The sequence below is a fragment of the Pseudomonas sp. PLMAX genome, assembly GCF_046042685.1.
In the GTDB taxonomy this organism is placed as follows: domain Bacteria; phylum Pseudomonadota; class Gammaproteobacteria; order Pseudomonadales; family Pseudomonadaceae; genus Aquipseudomonas; species Aquipseudomonas putida_AE.
Map to the genome: position 1 here is coordinate 3,825,408 of NZ_CP064949.1, position 15,824 is coordinate 3,841,231.

General features: G+C 60.2%; 12 protein-coding genes. 4 read left to right on the plus strand and 8 right to left on the minus strand.

Annotated features, from left to right (window positions below):
• Window positions 1-160: 160 nt before the first annotated feature.
• Entirely contained in the window at window positions 161-637 is a 477-nt protein-coding gene (locus DKB71_RS17555; RefSeq protein ID WP_274075783.1) for a hemerythrin domain-containing protein, read from the plus strand.
• A 114-nt stretch (window positions 638-751) separates the two neighbouring features.
• On the opposite strand, the gene DKB71_RS17560 is transcribed toward DKB71_RS17555, so the two are convergent.
• Genes DKB71_RS17560 through DKB71_RS17570 form a run of 3 tightly spaced genes read right to left on the minus strand, consistent with a single transcriptional unit; the run spans window position 752 to window position 6,655 of the window.
• On the minus strand, window positions 752-2,671 hold the full coding sequence (locus tag DKB71_RS17560) for a PAS domain S-box protein (RefSeq protein WP_408596206.1): 1,920 nt from the start codon (window positions 2,669-2,671) through the stop codon (window positions 752-754).
• A 7-nt stretch (window positions 2,672-2,678) separates the two neighbouring features.
• A complete protein-coding gene (locus DKB71_RS17565; RefSeq protein ID WP_408596208.1) occupies window positions 2,679-4,991 on the minus strand; it encodes an ATP-dependent DNA helicase in 2,313 nt (770 codons plus the stop codon).
• Complete coding sequence (locus tag DKB71_RS17570) at window positions 4,988-6,655, minus strand: VRR-NUC domain-containing protein (RefSeq protein WP_408601120.1); 1,668 nt, start codon at window positions 6,653-6,655, stop codon at window positions 4,988-4,990. Before DKB71_RS17570 ends, DKB71_RS17565 begins: the two co-directional genes overlap by 4 nt.
• 195 nt (window positions 6,656-6,850) lie before the next feature.
• On the opposite strand from DKB71_RS17570, the gene DKB71_RS17575 reads away from it, so the two are divergent.
• Together DKB71_RS17575 and DKB71_RS17580 are read left to right on the plus strand one after the other, a co-directional pair.
• Complete coding sequence (locus tag DKB71_RS17575; RefSeq protein ID WP_323626890.1) at window positions 6,851-7,075, plus strand: YgdI/YgdR family lipoprotein; 225 nt, start codon at window positions 6,851-6,853, stop codon at window positions 7,073-7,075.
• A 98-nt stretch (window positions 7,076-7,173) separates the two neighbouring features.
• Window positions 7,174-7,830: an MliC family protein gene (locus DKB71_RS17580; RefSeq protein WP_408596211.1), complete on the plus strand. Its 657-nt coding sequence runs from the start codon at window positions 7,174-7,176 to the stop codon at window positions 7,828-7,830.
• Window positions 7,831-7,893: 63 nt separating this feature from the next.
• Here the strand turns inward: DKB71_RS17580 and DKB71_RS17585 are convergent, their stop codons facing one another.
• The 4 genes from DKB71_RS17585 to DKB71_RS17600 form a co-directional block, all read right to left on the minus strand.
• Window positions 7,894-8,979, minus strand: a complete 1,086-nt coding sequence (locus tag DKB71_RS17585; protein WP_408596213.1) for a polyamine ABC transporter substrate-binding protein — start codon at window positions 8,977-8,979, stop codon at window positions 7,894-7,896.
• Between the two features lie 63 nt (window positions 8,980-9,042).
• The gene (locus DKB71_RS17590; RefSeq protein WP_323607337.1) at window positions 9,043-9,384 is read right to left on the minus strand and encodes a cupin domain-containing protein; all 342 of its coding nucleotides are present in this window, start codon (window positions 9,382-9,384) and stop codon (window positions 9,043-9,045) included.
• Window positions 9,385-9,414: 30 nt separating this feature from the next.
• Window positions 9,415-10,821 (minus strand): NAD(P)/FAD-dependent oxidoreductase, encoded by a 1,407-nt coding sequence (locus DKB71_RS17595; protein WP_408596215.1) that lies wholly within the window; start codon window positions 10,819-10,821, stop codon window positions 9,415-9,417.
• A 50-nt stretch (window positions 10,822-10,871) separates the two neighbouring features.
• Window positions 10,872-11,687: a helix-turn-helix domain-containing protein gene (locus DKB71_RS17600; RefSeq protein WP_323607339.1), complete on the minus strand. Its 816-nt coding sequence runs from the start codon at window positions 11,685-11,687 to the stop codon at window positions 10,872-10,874.
• Between the two features lie 260 nt (window positions 11,688-11,947).
• Between DKB71_RS17600 and DKB71_RS17605 the strand changes: the two genes are divergently transcribed.
• Window positions 11,948-12,220, plus strand: a complete 273-nt coding sequence (locus DKB71_RS17605; protein WP_274075793.1) for a DUF1652 domain-containing protein — start codon at window positions 11,948-11,950, stop codon at window positions 12,218-12,220.
• A 1,107-nt stretch (window positions 12,221-13,327) separates the two neighbouring features.
• Here the strand turns inward: DKB71_RS17605 and DKB71_RS17610 are convergent.
• Window positions 13,328-15,802: a UvrD-helicase domain-containing protein gene (locus DKB71_RS17610; protein ID WP_408596218.1), complete on the minus strand. Its 2,475-nt coding sequence runs from the start codon at window positions 15,800-15,802 to the stop codon at window positions 13,328-13,330.
• Window positions 15,803-15,824: the final 22 nt, after the last annotated feature.

Here is a 15,824-nt window from a genome sequence, read left to right on the forward strand (position 1 = left end):
CATGCAGCCTGCATGGCCCCAATTGGCCATTAGCGCGAATAACCAATTGATTTCAAAACACTTTGTTGAGGCAGCTAAAGCGGCACGACAAATGCTCTACAACGATGAGTGACCTGCGGTACAAACCGTTCGCGCTGCCCTCAACTTGAGAGACCTGACCATGAACGCCATAGACCTGTTGAAAGCCGACCATGAACGCGTAAAAGGCATCCTCAGCCAACTGAGCGAGTCCACCGAGCGCGGCCTGAAAAAGCGCACCGATCTCCTTCAAAAGCTTGAAATGGAAATCTCCATCCATACCCGCCTGGAAGAAGACATCCTGTACCCGGCCTACAAGGAAGCCGGCGGCAAGGAGCAGGACATCATGTATTACGAAGCCAAGGAAGAACACCGCACCGTGGATTCCCTGGTACTGCCGGACCTGAAAGTCACCGACCCGTCTACACCTGAGTTCGCCGGTCGCGTCAAAGTGGTCAAGGAATTGCTCGAACACCACATTGAAGAGGAAGAGACCGAGATGTTTCCCCAGGCTAAAAAATTGCTGGGGAAAGCGACTCTGGATGAGCTTGGGGAAAAAATGGAGGCTTTGAAGGCCCGCCTGAAAAAGGAAATGGCGGCTTCGCATATGGCTGCTTGATGATGGTGTGTTGTAACGGCGGCAGCCCATACCTGTAGGAGCCCGGCTTGCCGGCGAAGGCGTTCCTAAGGCCAACGCCATGTTCAGCGACGCCTTCGCCGGCAAGCCGGACTCCTACAGGGCCGACGCGATGATCTCCACCAGGTTCAGCTGGGTAAATGGCTTGGATAATCGCGGCAGCCCCGACGCAAAGCCTTCGAGGCGATCGGCATAACCGGTGGCCAGGATAATCGGCATACCGGGTTTGATCGTGCGGATCGCATCCGCCAGCTGCGCGCCGCTCATGTGCGGCATGGCCATGTCGGTGATGACAAGATCGATGGCCGGATTCTTCTCGAATTGCTCCAGGCCCTGTACACCGGACGTCGCGGTGATCACGCGGTGGCCGAGGTCTTCAAGCAACAGGCAGGTGCTGGTCAGCACCAGGCTGTCGTCATCCACCACCAGTATGCACAACCGAGGAACTTCCGGCTCTGCCGGCTCTTCGATAACGGGTGCCATCACGGCGTTTGCCGAGGCCACTGGCAACCACAACTCCGCGGTAGTGCCCTGTTCTTTCTGGCTCTTCAAAATGAATCGCCCACCCAATTGCTCGATGAAGCCATGGACCATCGACAAGCCCAGTCCTGTGCCCTTGCCAAGCCCTTTGGTGGTGAAAAACGGATCCATCGCCGAGGCCAGTGTCGCTTCATCCATCCCCTCGCCGGTGTCAGTGACACTCAGGCACACATAACGTCCCGCCTTCGGGAAAGACCTATTTTGAACAGGGATGGTTTCGACCCGGGCACTGATGACGATTCTGCCGCCATTGGGCATGGCATCGCGGGCGTTGGTGGCCAGGTTCAGCACCGCCAGTTCGAGCTGATTGACGTCGGCCATGACCGGCTCGAGCTGCGCTGGAAAACGGGTTTCCAATGCCACCGAAGGCCCGAGAGAGCTGCGAAGCAGGCCCGAAATACCTTGCACCAGATCGGCGAGATCCACAGGCTCGGACTTGAGCTCCTGTTTCCTGGCAAAGGCCAGCATGCGCTGGGTCAGGGATACGCCGCGCAACGCACCCTGGGTGGCATTGTCGAGTAACCGAACTATTTTCGGGTCGTCGGCCAGGCGTTTACGCACAATTTCCAGATTGCCGAGAATGACGGTCAGCAGATTATTGAAGTCGTGGGCAATCCCGCCGCTGAGCTGGCCGATGGCTTGCATCTTCTGCGCCTGGAACAGCGCTTCGCGGGTTTGCTCGAGCGCCTGCTGCGCCTCGGTCGCTTCGGTGATGTCGCGGGTGATCTTGGCAAACCCGAGCAAGGTACCGGTGTCTCCCCGGATCGGGTCGACCACGACATGGGCCAGGAACCTCGTGCCATCCTTGCGTACCCGCCAACCCTTGTTCTCGAAGCGTCCCTCGCGCGTCGCAATCTCCAGTGCCCAAGCTGGCAAGCCGGCAGCCTGATCTTCGGGGGTGTAGAACATGGAAAAATGCTGGCCGATGACTTCTTCGGGCAAATAACCCTTGATGCGCTGGGCCCCCAGGTTCCAGTTGGTCACACGGCCATCCGGGGCAAGCATGTAGATGGCATAGTCGGTGACGCTCTGCACCAGCAACCGAAACTGTTGCTCGCTCTGCTTGAGGGTCTCTTCGGCCATCTTGCGGTCAGTCAGGTCACGGGTGATCTTGGCAAACCCCAGGAGCGTGCCCGTCGGGTCGTAGATCGGATCGATCACCACGTGGGACCAGAAATGCGTGCCGTCCTTGCGCACGCGCCAGCCTTCGCCTTCGAAACGCCCCTCGCGGATGGCCGTGTCCAGCGCCCGCTGGGGTAAGCCGGCACGACGATCTTCATCGGTGTAGAAGCGCGAGAAATGCTGGCCGAGAATTTCCACTTCCTCATAACCCTTGAAACGCCGGGCCCCTGCGTTCCAGCTGGTAATGATGCCATCGAGATCAATCATGTAGATCGCATAGTCCACCACTGCATCGATCAGCAGGCGCAGGCGCCTGTCTTCGTTGATCTCGGCCTGGGTTCGAACTTCGCTCATTGATCCCTCACATCCACTGCTGTTTTTCTGAAGTATGCGATAAACCGTCCATTTGAACAGTCGCCGGTGCAATTGACCACCAGCGCGGCAACAAGTGCTTGACCTTGCTCTCGCCAAACCGGTCATCGATCAACATCACCACGCCCTGGTCCTGCTGGGTACGAATCACCCTGCCGGCGGCTTGCACCACTTTTTGCACGCCGGGGTACAGGTAGGTGTAGTCGTAGCCTGCGCCGAACAGGGCTGCCATGCGTCGCTTGAATTGCTCGTTGACCGGGTTGAGCTGCGCCAGCCCCAGGGTGGCGATGAACGCGCCGATCAAGCGTGCGCCTGGCAAATCGATGCCTTCGCCAAACGCCCCGCCCAGCACCGCGAAGCCCACACCCTGGCTTTCGGCGGTGAAGCGGTCGAGGAATTCCTGGCGCTGCGCCTCCGCCATGCCCCGGGACTGTGACCACAGGTTGATTGCGGGATAGCGCTCGGCCAGCAACTGCGCCACTTGCTGCAGGTAATCGAAGCTGCTGAAGAACGCCAGGTAGTTGCCGGGGCGCTGCCGGAACTGCTGGGCGATCAACTCGACGATCGGCCCCAGGGAGGCCTGGCGATGAACAAAGCGCGTGGAGATCTGGTTGACGATCTGCACGTGCAACTGATCGGCATGAAAGGGTGACTCGACGTCGATGCACACGGTATTCGCCGGGGTACCCAGCAAATCGGCGTAATAGTGGCGGGGGCTGAGGGTCGCCGAGAACAGCACGGTGCTGCGAGCAGCGCTCAGGCGCGGCCCGATGAAGCCGGCGGGCACCACATTGCGCAGGCACAGTTGTGAAAGGTTGCGCTTGCGTTCGAGGTCGCGCTTGCTGATGTCGAACAGGTACTGCTGGTCGAACAGCTCGCCCACCCGACAGAACTGCAGCACCTCGAAGTAGAAGCTCTGTAATGCACTGTCCAGCCCCTGGGGATGATCGTTCAGGTAATCACCGATGCTGGCGCTGCACGACGACAAGGCCTGGAGCAGTTTTTCCGGCGGCTTGTCGTAGGCCTGATAGGCACCGAGTTGCTGGTCATGCAGGGCATTCCATTCGCGGTTGACCCGCTGCAGCGGCTTTTTCAAAGCCTCGGGGGCGGTTTTTCGTACGCTATCGAGGGTCGATTGATCGAGGCTGGCGCTGTACATCTGCCGACCGCGCTCCACCAGGTTGTGAGCTTCGTCGACCAGCACCGCGACTTTCCAGGTATTGGCCTGGGCCAGGCCAAACAACAGCGCACTGAAATCGAAGTAATAGTTGTAATCGGCTACCACCACGTCGGCCCAGCGGGCCATCTCCTGGCTCAGGTAATACGGGCAGACCTCATGCTCAAGGGCGACCTGGCGCAATGCGCTCTGGTCCAGCAGGCTCAGCTCGCTGGCGGCCTGGCGCGCCGCCGGCAAGCGATCATAGAAGCCCTGGGCCAACGGGCAGGATTCACCGTGGCAGGCCTTGTCCGGGTGTTCACAGGCCTTGTCCCGGGCGATCATCTCCAGCACCCGCAGGGGCGGCGCATCGGCGCGCGCCAGGATCACCTGCGCGGCGTCCAGGGCCAGCTTGCGTCCAGGGGTTTTCGCCGTGAGAAAGAACACCTTGTCCAGTTGCTGCGGCGCCAGGGCCTTGAGCAGCGGAAACAGGGTGCCGATGGTCTTGCCAATCCCCGTGGGGGCCTGGGCCATCAGGCAGCGGCCGGTGCTGACGGCCTTGAACACCGATTCGGCGAGGTGGCGCTGCCCCGGGCGAAAGTCGGCATGGGGAAACGCCAGCTGTTGTGCCGCCTGGTTACGCCCCTGGCGATGGACCGTTTCCTGTTCGGCCCAGTGCAGGAACAGGCCACAATGGTGTTCGAAGAACTGCCCGAGTTCGGCGGCGTCGAAGGCCTCGACCAGACAGGTTTCCTTTTCGCTGACGATATCGAAATACACCAGCGCCAGGTTGATCTGCGCCAGGTCGAGTTTGCGGCACATCAGCCAGCCATAGATTTTAGCCTGTGCCCAGTGCAGTTGACGGTGGTTGGCCGGTTGCTTGCTCAAGTCGCCGCGGTAGGTCTTGACCTCTTCCAGGCAGTTTTGCCCGGGGTCGTAGCCATCCGCCCTGCCCCTGACCGTCAGGCCCTGAAACGAACCTTCGAGAGCGACTTCACTCTGGTAGCCATCACTGCGCCGTGACGCCACCGTGCGGTGCCCGACGATACCTTCAAGCGCGGTCGGCGACGGGGTGAAACGCAAGTCGAGGTCTCCGACCTTGGCGGTGAACTCACACAACGCCCGTACCGCGATGCTGTAGCTCAAGCGCCCTGCTCCGCCCATTGCACATAACACACGGCAATCGGCATCCGGTGCTCATGACAGAACGCCAGCCAGCGCAGCTGGTTATCCTGCAGGCGATCCCCCGGCCCCTTGACTTCGATCATGCGGTAGGTTTTTTCCTGCGGCCAGAACTGGATCAGGTCCGGCATGCCCGCGCGATTGGCCTTGATGTCGAGCAACAAGCGGTTGAACCAGTGCTTGAGGTGCTCGGCCGGCAAACAGTCCAACGCCTGCTCCAGCAACGCCTCATTGAGTGCGCCCCAGAACACGAAGGGCGACTGTACCCCCCATTTTTCGGCATAACGCGCGCGAATGGTTGCACGATAGCGCCCGTCGTCGAGTTCGCCGAGGCAGGCCTGGAACAACTCGGCCCGACGGTCATGGAAGTCTTCGCTCAACAGGTCCACCGGACCGCGCTGGAACGGATGGAAAAACGCCCCCGGCAGCGGGGCAAAAATCGCCGGCCAGCACAGCAGGCCGAACAGCGAGTTGATCAGGCTGTTTTCGACGTAATGAACCGGTGCCGACTCTTCGCCCAGGTGCGCCTGTACATGGTCCTCGACCGACAACAAAGGGTCGATCCTGCTCAGTTGCAGGTCCAGGCGCAACATCTCCCGTGGAGCCACACGCTTGACCGCCGGCCCGCCCAGCTTGCGCCGCAGCCTGGGCAGGACACGCAACAGGTGCTGCTGCTCCGCGGCGTTTTGCGGTGACTGTTCGGCCATACAAGCCAGGTCCAGGGCCAGCTGGTACTCGCCGCAACGCTCCAGCACCCGGATCATGCGCACCCGCGCGCCGGGATACGCGCAGTCACGGTACAGGCTCAACGCGGCAGAGAAATCACCGACGCGCTCGCACTCCTGGCCCATCTGGAACAACTGCTTGTCGCGGCGCCTCTGCAGCCAGGGATTGCTCAGCGCCAGGCCTTTGATCTGCAGGGCGATGTCGGCCACCGCCTCACCAGCCTCGAACAGCTGCTGGCACTGGTAGAGGAACAGGCAGGCATCGACGTCCTCACGACTGCGCAAGCCCCGGGAATCGTCGCTAAACTGCACTTTTTCATAGGTAAAGATACCCAGGTCCGCGAGGACGAATTCGGACCAGTCCTGGTAGACATTGCCGAAAAACATCAAGCGCAGGCGATCGCACAGGCTCATGATGGTCAGGCTGAACAAGCGGTCGTTCAGCGCCGGACACCAGTCGTCGAAGGGCTGCGCTTGAGGAAACTGCGCGCACAAATCCGGCAGCCAGTCGGTCTTTTTACCCTTGGGTTTAACAATCGCGTTCCCCAGGCATTGCAGTATTTCCGCCTTGAGCAACACTTCAAACAACGCCTCTACCGGTAACGGCTGGCGGTCGTCGAGCCAACCCAGCGCCAGCAATGGCTGGGCGGCGCTGGGGATGTCACCGATCTCGGCGTAATACAGCTTGCTGGCCCTGAAATGAACGCCCTTGCGCATGACCATCCTGACCAGCAGCGCACGTGACTCGCGGGGCAAGCCATTGAAGTCGCGAATGAAGCGATGCTCTTCGTCGCTCAACACGTCGGCATAGCGATGCTCAAGCCAATCAAGCACTTGCATGAAGTTGTTGAGGTAGTAGAACGGATCGTCGAGCGGATTTGCAGTCACGGGAAAAAGGGCCATGTAGAGCGAGCACTGGTTATGCATACAGATACCAGTAACGCCCTGCCCCATGCAAATGGAAAAGGATAAGCGGCGGCGCTGTAAGGGTTTTTTATCCCAGGCAGCGAACTTTCCGCCGTTCCATCGCACCAATCGCCATGGAGCTGCACTCGCTTGCGGCAGCCGTCCGGTTTTAATGAACAATGAGAGGTGACTATGAACATCAAGACTCTGGGTTTTCCCCTGGCGGTAGCAGCCTTTTTTGCCTTGGCTGGCTGCTCGACACCCACGGTGGTTACCCTGCAGAACGGCACCCAGTACCTGACCAAGGACATGCCGAAAACCAAGAGCAAGGACGGCTTCTACGAGTTCGAGGATATTTCCGGGGCGACGGTGAAGGTCAGGGCTGATGAAGTGGCCACGGTTCGAGAGGAAGACTGAGTCCGCGAATCATTTTTGCTCTGCTCTGCTGGTGTGGCAGGTTTCGAGCACTGCCTTACACTGCGATAGACCCAGTGCGACCGGATGATGGTGTCGAAATGAAAATGGTCACGCCACTTTTGACTTCCCTCCTCGCGGTCGGCGCCTGGGCTTCCATGAGTCTTTGTGCAAATGCCGCGACGCCCGCGCGAACCTTCAACACCAGCTTCGATTGCGCCTCGGCCAGGGAGCCCATTGAAAAGCTGATTTGTCGCGATAGCCAACTGGCGCAAATGGATAGGGAGCTGCAACGCCTTTATCTGCTGGCGCTCACGGATGCACATTCGGTACCGCCCCCGGACAAAGTCGAGCTTGATCAGCAGTTCTGGGTCCACGCCCGCAATCAGTGTGCCGGGGCACAAGCCAAGGCGTGCGTGGTCCGCAGCTATGCCGAGCGCGCGCACCAACTGCGTCAAGGCTCGGCGATTGCGCGGACCAAGGATCCCAGCAGACTCACTGAAGGCCCGGTCGCCTATCGCTGCACCGGATTCAACGGGGTGCTCACCGCGACCTTCTTCAATGCAGGGCCGGGCGTCGTCTACCTGAAATGGGCGAACGCCTCAGTCATCCTTGACCAGGTGTCGAACTATTCCGGTACCCAATACAGGGGCAAGGACTTCCGCGGCGACTACAGCTTCTGGCAAAACGGCAGTGAGACCCTTTTACAAATGCCGGGCGCTGGAGCAATGACTTGTACGGTCGATCCGGCAGCTTGATCTGCGTCGCGCTGGCAATAAAAGGCAACCGGGACGTCCCGTCCCGATGGCCAGGGTCAGTTTTCAGCTGCCAGTGCGGATCTTGTTCCAGACCCGCGTGCGAATGCGGTCGATGTTCAACGGCATCGCCTCAAGCGCAAACAGTTTCCCCATCATGTCCGGGCTCGGATAAACCTTGGTGTCATTCTTGATGGCCGGGTCGATCAGGCTGTCGGCCTGTTCGTTGCCGTTGGCGTAGTGCACATGGTTACTGATGCTGGCCATGACGTCTGGCCGCAGCAGGTAGTTCATGAAGGCGTAACCGGCCTTTTCATCCGGGGCGTCCACGGGCATGGCAACCATATCGAACCAGATGGCGGCGCCTTCCCTGGGAATCGCGTAGCCGATCTCTATGCCGTTGTTGGCTTCCCTGGCGCGGTTTTCCGCTTGCAGGATGTCGCCGGAGAAACCGACCGCCACGCAGACATCACCGTTGGCAAGGTCACTGGTGTACTTGGACGAGTGGAAATAGCTGACATAAGGCCGCACTTTGAGCAGCAGCGCTTCGGCTTTCTTGTAGTCTTCCGGGTTTTTGCTGTGGTGTGGCAGACCCAGGTAGTTAAGTGCCGCAGGGAGTAGTTCCGGGCCATTGTCGAGGATCGCCACGCCGCACTTCTGCAGCTTCTGCATGTTCTCGGGTTTGAAGATCAGGTCCCAGGAATCCACTGGCGCGTTTTCGCCAAGGACCGCCTTGACCTTGGCTATGTTGTAGCCAATGCCGGTACTGCCCCACAGGTAAGGGAAACCGTGTTCGTTCCCCGGATCGTTGCCCTGCAACGCCTTGAGTAACACCGGGTTGAGGTTGTTCCAGTTGGGCAACTGCGCCTTGTCGAGCTTTTTCAGGGCGCCGCCTTCAATTTGCCGCGCCATGAAGTGGTTGGACGGGAACACCACGTCGTACCCGGACCTTCCGGTCATCAACTTGCCATCGAGGGTTTCATTGCTGTCGTAGACGTCGTAGGTGAAGGCAACGCCGGTCTCTTTCTGGAAGTTCTTCGTGGTGTCCGGCGCGATGTAGTCCGACCAGTTGTAGATCTTGACGGTCTCGGCCGCCTGGCTGATGGCAGCGCACAGCATCAGCGGCGCCAGGACTAGTGACTTTGGGGACATGGGTCGATTCCTGTGGGGCTGTTTTTGTTGTTGGAGTTCGGCAGGCAATCAAGGGACCTGCGCTCAGAAAATCAGGACGTAGGTCTTGCGCACGGTTTCCTCGATATCCCAGACGCCGAGGCTGTTGGCCGGCAACATCAGGGCGTCGCCCGCTTCGATGTGCAGGGTTTCACCTTCGTCCGGGGTGAAGGTGCAACGCCCCTGGATGAAGTGACAGAATTCCTGGGCGACGATCTGCCGCCGCCAGCGTCCCGGGGTGCATTCCCAGACGCCGGTCTCGACGCCGTCGTCGCGTTCGACGCTGGTGGTCGAAGCCACCGCCACCGGCGTGCCCAAAGGCACGGCGACCGGGTTCGACTCTTGCAGTTGCAGGGTGGCGGTGTTCTTGAATTGGGTGATGCGCATGGGAGTACCTGTCAGTGAAGAAAACGCTGTTTAGTGCATGAAACCTTCCATGAACCCTGCAACCCCGCTGGCGAGCTTTCGCCGCCAGGGCGCGCTGGTTGGGTTGGCCAGGGTCTGGTCTTCATGGACGAAGCTGCGGATGATCGCGTTGTAGCCGAGCCAGCGGCAGGGTTCGGGCTCCCAGGCCTTGAGTGCGTTCAGTCCACCCCGGGTTAACACCCAAGGCTGGCGGACCCGCTCGGTGTCGCGCTGCAGGATCAGGTCGGCCAGGGTCCTGCCGCCCAGGTTGCTGGCGCCGACGCCCTCCCCGCCATAACCGCCGGACACGGCGATGCCGCTGGCCTGGTCGCACAGCATGTGTGGCTTGAAATGCCGCGACATGCCCAGGTTGCCGCCCCAGCCATGGGTGATCTGCACATTGCGCAGCTGTGGGAAGAGTTCGCCGAACAGATACCGGCGCAATTCGATTTCGCAGTGCGTCAGGTCGAAGTCATGGCGCAGCCTGCCGGCAAACTGGTAGCCGCCACGGGCGCCGAAGATCAACCGGTTGTCTGCCGTGCGTTGGCCGTAGGTGACCTGGCGACTGCTTTCGCTGAAAGCCTGGCCACGACTCAGGCCGATTTCGTCCCAGGTGGCGGCCGACAATGGCTCGGTGGCCACGATCAGGCTTTGCACCGGTAACTGATAACGCCCCAACGGCGGCAAGGTCACCGAATAGCCTTCGACCGCCGGCACCACCCAGCGGCTGCTCACCGAGGCCCGGGGCGTACGCAGGCTGCCGGACTGCCAATGATTCACCGGGCTGTTCTCGTAGATCCTGACGCCCAGGCGCTCGACCGCTCGCGCCAGCCCGCGGACCAGTTTCGCCGGGTGCAAGGTCGCGACGTGTGGCGCGTAGATACCACCGTAAGGTTTGGCCACGCGGATCTGTTGCGCCAACTGTTCCGGGCTCAACCAGCGGTAATCGTTCTCGTTGAGCCCCTGGCTGTACAGCTTGTCCAGGTACTGGCGCAGGCTGGCCTCCTGCTCCGGATAGCGAGCTGCACAATAAAGCGCGCCACCTTTGCGATAATCGCAGTCGATGCCTTCACGATCGATGACATTTTTCACTTCATCGGGAATGCCATGAAGCAAATCGTAAGAGGCGCGACGTTGCTCGGGTGACGAGGCGGCAAGCAGCCGGTCTTCGCCCAGCAGATTGCCCATCAACCACCCGCCATTGCGCCCCGAGGCGCCAAAACCGGCGGTTTGCGCCTCGATGATGACGATGTTCAGGTCGGGCGCCTGGCGCTTGAGGTAGTACGCGGTCCAGAGCCCGGTATACCCCGCGCCGATAATGGCGACGTCGACGTCCAGATCCTGTTCCAGCGCCGCACGCGCCACCAGGGGCTCGTCGAGCTGGTCCATCCACAAACTGATAGTGCGCCACGCCGACATGCAAGACTCCGCCACTCAGACTTCGATGGCGTTGATCCTAATGCGCGGGCTCAGGCACTGTCTTGCGCGCGTGCACGCAAGGAAATCTGTTTGACGTAGGCCTTGGGCGACAGGCCTGTGTGCTGGCGGAAACAGCTGTAGAACGCCGACAGGGAATTGAAACCGGCGGCAAACGCCAGCTCGTCGATACGCACCGGTGGCGTGGCGCTGTCCAGGGCGCTGAGCAGGTGCTGCAGGCGTGCCTGGTTGACGTAGCGATAGAAGCTTTGCCCCAGCACCTGGTTGAGCAGATAGGAAATCTGGTTGCGACTGTACCCGCACTCCTGCGCCACCCGTTGCAGGTCGAGCTCAGGGTCGAGATAAGGCTGCTGGCGTTGGAAGTACTGTTGCAGGTCGTCGGCCATGAAGCTCAACTGCCGCGGCGACAGGCCCAGCCGACTCACCGCCGGGCGCTGGCTGGCGGTGTTTTTGCCGGTTGGCTGTTCGTGAACCAGCGACGCGTATTCGTTGACCCGCCAGATCAGCCCGTCCTTCACGGTAATCGCTTCACTGGCGCGAAACGACACCAGCCCCTCACCGCCGCGCAGGGTGATGCGGTACTGGATGAACGCAGTGTTGCCGTCCAGGCGGATGCGGTCCGTGTGTTCCAGGGCTTCGTCCGGGTCACGGGGCATGCTGCTGTGCACATAGTCCCGCAACTCAGCCAGCCCCATCACCCGGTTCTGGAAAAAATCGCTGTACTGGACTTCGGGGTGATACAGCGCCATGACCCCGTCCAGATCGCGGTGTTTCCAGCGCAAGTGATAACGCATGACCGTCTCGCCCGTGGCCTGGGTTTGCAGCGGGCCATCATCCTCGGCATGCATGGTAAGTCTCGTTAAAAAGTGCCGAGCTTGCCCAAGTTTGCTCGCGCCTTCAATGGCTAACGGTGGCTGGTCGTTGCGCAAACGTTGGCGCACGTGACCTGCATCAAAAGAATCGCAGCAATTGCCAAACGGCCTGAAAAAAACACATTTTTTTCACATCCAGCTGCTACTTTTAAAGACTGTCACTGGTTGAGCCAATGAAGGTTCTTCCCACCTAACGTGAGCTAACGGAAGCGCTCGATAAAGAAGGCGGGCAACACATGAATAGAGGGTTCAGCAAGGTCACTTTTCCAAATGCCTGCCAGCTGATGCGCTGGCATTTCCATCCCATGGGTTTCGAGGCAAGCATGGACGCCCCGGGCAGCATGATTGCCCGTTTGTTTGATCGGGCCAGTGGCGAGACCATGATCGCCATCGCCGGTATTCCCTGTTCGACGGTCATGAATGCCGCCGACGTCGAGCGAATAATCGAAGCCGTGGAGGATGAGCTTGAAGCGTTCATTCCTCCGGTGGCCCTCAGGAGTTATGCCTGAAGGCAGGCTTTCCCCCATCCAAAAGCCCACGATATGGTGTAATGCTGTTCACTTTAGGTTGGAGGGCTTCAGGTGGATATTTGGATTAGGTGTATATCCATTCCTGCGGTAACGGCCACCTATGGTTTCGCTCTTACAGCGAGTCACTTGGAAAAGCCCCAAGTAACCAAGGGCTCTTGCCCCTGACGTTCGGTGCCTCGCTAGGGCTCGGCATGCCCTCGCTCCGGTCCTGCTCCGTGGGCCCGCCGCGATGGGCCATCCTTGGCCCAGCGCGGCTAACCCGGCATCCATGCCGGGTTGCCCCTGCGCAGAACCTCCACTCGGCCTCTCGATGGGGCAAGAAAATCAAAAGCCAAAGCAAAAGCGAGGCGGCCTGACAGCCGACCTGATTAAGGGACCTGTCTACGATCCAATTGTGGGGAGCGAGCCGGCTCCGGGCGGCGCTCCTACAGGGGAACGTGCTCATTTAAAATCAGGTCGGCTGTCAGGCCGCCTCGCTTTGCTTTTGATCGTGGCGCCCCGTTAAACCACGATGGCCGAACGCAGGCATTGCGTAGTGGGTAAACCGGCAGGACGCCGGTTTAGCCGCGCTGGGCCAGGGACGGCCCATCGCGGCGACCCACGGAGCAATGCCGGAGAGAGGGCATGCCGAGCCACAGCGAGGCACCGAGTGGTGGGGCAAGAGCCTTTTGGTTACTTTTGGGCTCTTCCAAAAGTGACTCGCTGTAAGAGCGAAACCATAAGTGGCCGTTACCGCAGCAATGGATATCCCCCAATCCAGTTCTTAACAACACCATGCTTAAGTGAACAGCATTACACGATATGGTGGGCTTTTTTGTTTTTTACAGGATTATGGATCGGGGTGCAGACCGTCTCCCGAGGATCAACTGTAGGAGCTGGCTTGCCAGCGAAGGCGGCCTCACAGCCGAACCATCACTCGCGGATGTACCCGATCAACTGTGGGAGCGGGCTTGCTCGCGAAAATCATCTGTACAACGCATTCATTCAGACGGCACGCGTCATCGTTGTCGACCATCGCTGCGATGCGGCGACCCGACAAGCCAGCTCCTACAGGAGATCGGGTACGGCCGCGGGAGATTGAATGGATTACGCCGGGGTCTTGGCCTTTCGATGATCGGCAAAGAACGCCTTGCCCTGGCTGATCCGATCCGACGCCTTGGGCATGTTCACCGCCTGGGTGTCCTGCGCGTCTACATACCAATAACAATGGCTCACGGCCCGGGTAATGCCCACGTAGGCCAGGCGCAGGATCTCGTCTTTCTGCGCATTGTCGTAAGGCTCGCTATCGCCAGCCTTGCCCAGGCCCGCCATGCGGTATACCTGGTTCTTGTACGGTGAACGGGTCAAGTGCTGGCAATCGCCAAGCAGGAACACCGCGTCCGCCTGAAGCCCCTTGGCGCTGTGATAGGTCAGTTGCTTAAGGCGCCGGGCTTCATACGGCAAGCTAGAATCCACATTAACTATGGATTGAATATGCTGCTCAATCAATGACTTATCACTGCTTTTTCGATAAAGCATCAAGATTGAATCACCCTTGCGGTAGTGCTCCATCAGGCGCTGGGCCATGCCCTGGTCATCCCGGTCCAGCACATTGACCGGCAACAACGCCTTCGGCTCGCCGCTGGCCTTGGCCTTCTTGCCGGCAATCGCCGGCGCGGCCCGCACGATGTGTTCGGCGGCGTCGATGATGTGCTGGTGGCTGCGATAGTTGTCGCTGAGCATGACCTTGGTGGTGCTGGGCGACGAGAACGTCTTGTTGAATTCCATGAAATAGGTGGGCGAACTGCCGCGCCAACCGTAGATCGACTGCCAGTCATCCCCCACGCACAGCAATGACGAGTGCTGGGCGCCGCGTCCTGTGTGCAGGGCCGGGCCGCGGCTGCGGATCTCGACCAGGCTGGCCCGGATCCACGAGACGATTTGCGGCGAGACATCCTGAAACTCGTCGATCATCAAGTGCGACAGCGGCCGCAACAGCTCGTCGCTGAGCAGTTTGAGGTTCTCCGGGGAATGCTCGCTGAACAACGCGAACATGCGGTTGTAGGTCATGACCGGCGGTTTCTGGTCGAGCAAGTGATCTTCCAGGGCTCGCCAGTACAGGCTCAGGGCCTCGAAGAAAAACCGGTCCGGGTCATCCTTGGCAAAGCTCATCTGGCCCACCGCCGTCGGCACATCCAGGCCGAGGTTTTCGATGAACCCGGCGGCGGCGACAAAACAGTCCAGCAACGGCGCAGACGCAAGCTCTCCCTTGACCTTGTAATCGAAGCCAGGCCCGGCGCTGGCGTCGCCGCCAAGGGAGGCGAGGACACGCCTCGACGATTCATAACTATCCAGCCATATCAATGGCTTACGACAGAAAGCTTGAAACAGGGTACGCTTCACCGCCGATTCCGCACGCAGTGTGAGCTTGGCGTTGGGCCGGGTCAGTTGTGGATTTTCCCCAGGGTCGAAACCCAGCACCACCCAAGCATCAAGCGACGGAATGTAACCGTGGCAATGAAAGGCGCTGCCATTGATATCAAAAGCCTGGCGGTTGGGTTCGATACCCTTGATCGGCCAGGCGCCGGCGCGGAACCACAGGTCTTCCACCAGGTCGCAGAGTTCTTCATCGCGTTTGGCCGCCAACTCGGTGACGGCCACGCGTTTCTGCACATCGGGGTGGTCGCGCTCCAGCTCCTTGAGTTGCAAGGCGTGGCGCGACAACGGCTGGATCAGCTCGCGAAAACGCTGATCGCGGCTGTGCAAGGCGTGATAACAGGCGTTGAGTTGCTGCCGCTGGGCGTCATTGATGCGCAGGTCGAACGGATTGCTGTCCACTTCGTCATCCGCGCCTTGGGTGCGGTGACTGAGGTTTTCGAAGGCTTGCAGCCGTTCGAAGCCCGGCAGGCTGCGAACCATCGGCAGGATCCGCGAGTGGAAGGTGCGCACCAGGTCACGCGCGTCCCTGAAGCTGATTGCCCGCCCCCAGAGCGCGAACAGTTCGATCAGCTTATTGATGAAATCCTTGCGCGACTCGCGGGTAAAGGTCACCACGGTCATCGAGCCCAGCTCGAACCCCAGGTAGTGGTGGAGCAGCAAAATGCGCAGGACCAACGTCGTCGACTTGCCCGCGCCCGCTCCGGCAATCACCGAGGTCGAAGGCGTGTCACTGAAGATCATCTTCCACTGCGCGGCGCTGGGCTGGGCATATGCCGGCAGCAGCCGGGCGACGTCGGCCTTCACGCGCTTCTTCAATTCGGCGCTCAATGGCAGGCGCCAATCGTCGAACAGATGCTCATCGATGTTCGGTGGCCGGTGCTCGGTGCTGCGCGAGTCGCGAATCAGCAGGACCTGCCGGCCCTCTTCGAGTCCTTCGAGCTTGCCTTCCTTATATCCGTAATCCACCCCGGCGCTATGCCCACTGCGAAAACCGTCTGCCTGGCCATGCAACCAGGACGCGCGGTGCTGCGCGCGCAGGCGTGTCAGGCCATGGCCAAAAAAGCGCGCGGCCAGGCGTTTGAGCAGTGGCATTTCGGCCAGGGGGCGAAGTTCAGGCGGAAGATCGGGGGTGTGTTGCGGCACGCGGACGGACTCCAGGGTGTGA

Bases quoted from the DNA above. Each gene is read 5' to 3' on its own strand.
- DKB71_RS17555 (WP_274075783.1), top strand. From the start codon at position 161: ATGAACGCCATAGACCTGTTGAAAGCCGACCATGAACGCGTAAAAGGC.
- DKB71_RS17560 (WP_408596206.1), bottom strand. From the start codon at position 2,671: ATGAGCGAAGTTCGAACCCAGGCCGAGATCAACGAAGACAGGCGCCTG.
- DKB71_RS17570 (WP_408601120.1), bottom strand. From the start codon at position 6,655: ATGGCCCTTTTTCCCGTGACTGCAAATCCGCTCGACGATCCGTTCTAC.
- DKB71_RS17575 (WP_323626890.1), top strand. From the start codon at position 6,851: ATGAACATCAAGACTCTGGGTTTTCCCCTGGCGGTAGCAGCCTTTTTT.
- DKB71_RS17580 (WP_408596211.1), top strand. From the start codon at position 7,174: ATGAAAATGGTCACGCCACTTTTGACTTCCCTCCTCGCGGTCGGCGCC.
- DKB71_RS17585 (WP_408596213.1), bottom strand. From the start codon at position 8,979: ATGTCCCCAAAGTCACTAGTCCTGGCGCCGCTGATGCTGTGCGCTGCC.
- DKB71_RS17590 (WP_323607337.1), bottom strand. From the start codon at position 9,384: ATGCGCATCACCCAATTCAAGAACACCGCCACCCTGCAACTGCAAGAG.
- DKB71_RS17595 (WP_408596215.1), bottom strand. From the start codon at position 10,821: ATGTCGGCGTGGCGCACTATCAGTTTGTGGATGGACCAGCTCGACGAG.
- DKB71_RS17600 (WP_323607339.1), bottom strand. From the start codon at position 11,687: ATGCATGCCGAGGATGATGGCCCGCTGCAAACCCAGGCCACGGGCGAG.
- DKB71_RS17605 (WP_274075793.1), top strand. From the start codon at position 11,948: ATGAATAGAGGGTTCAGCAAGGTCACTTTTCCAAATGCCTGCCAGCTG.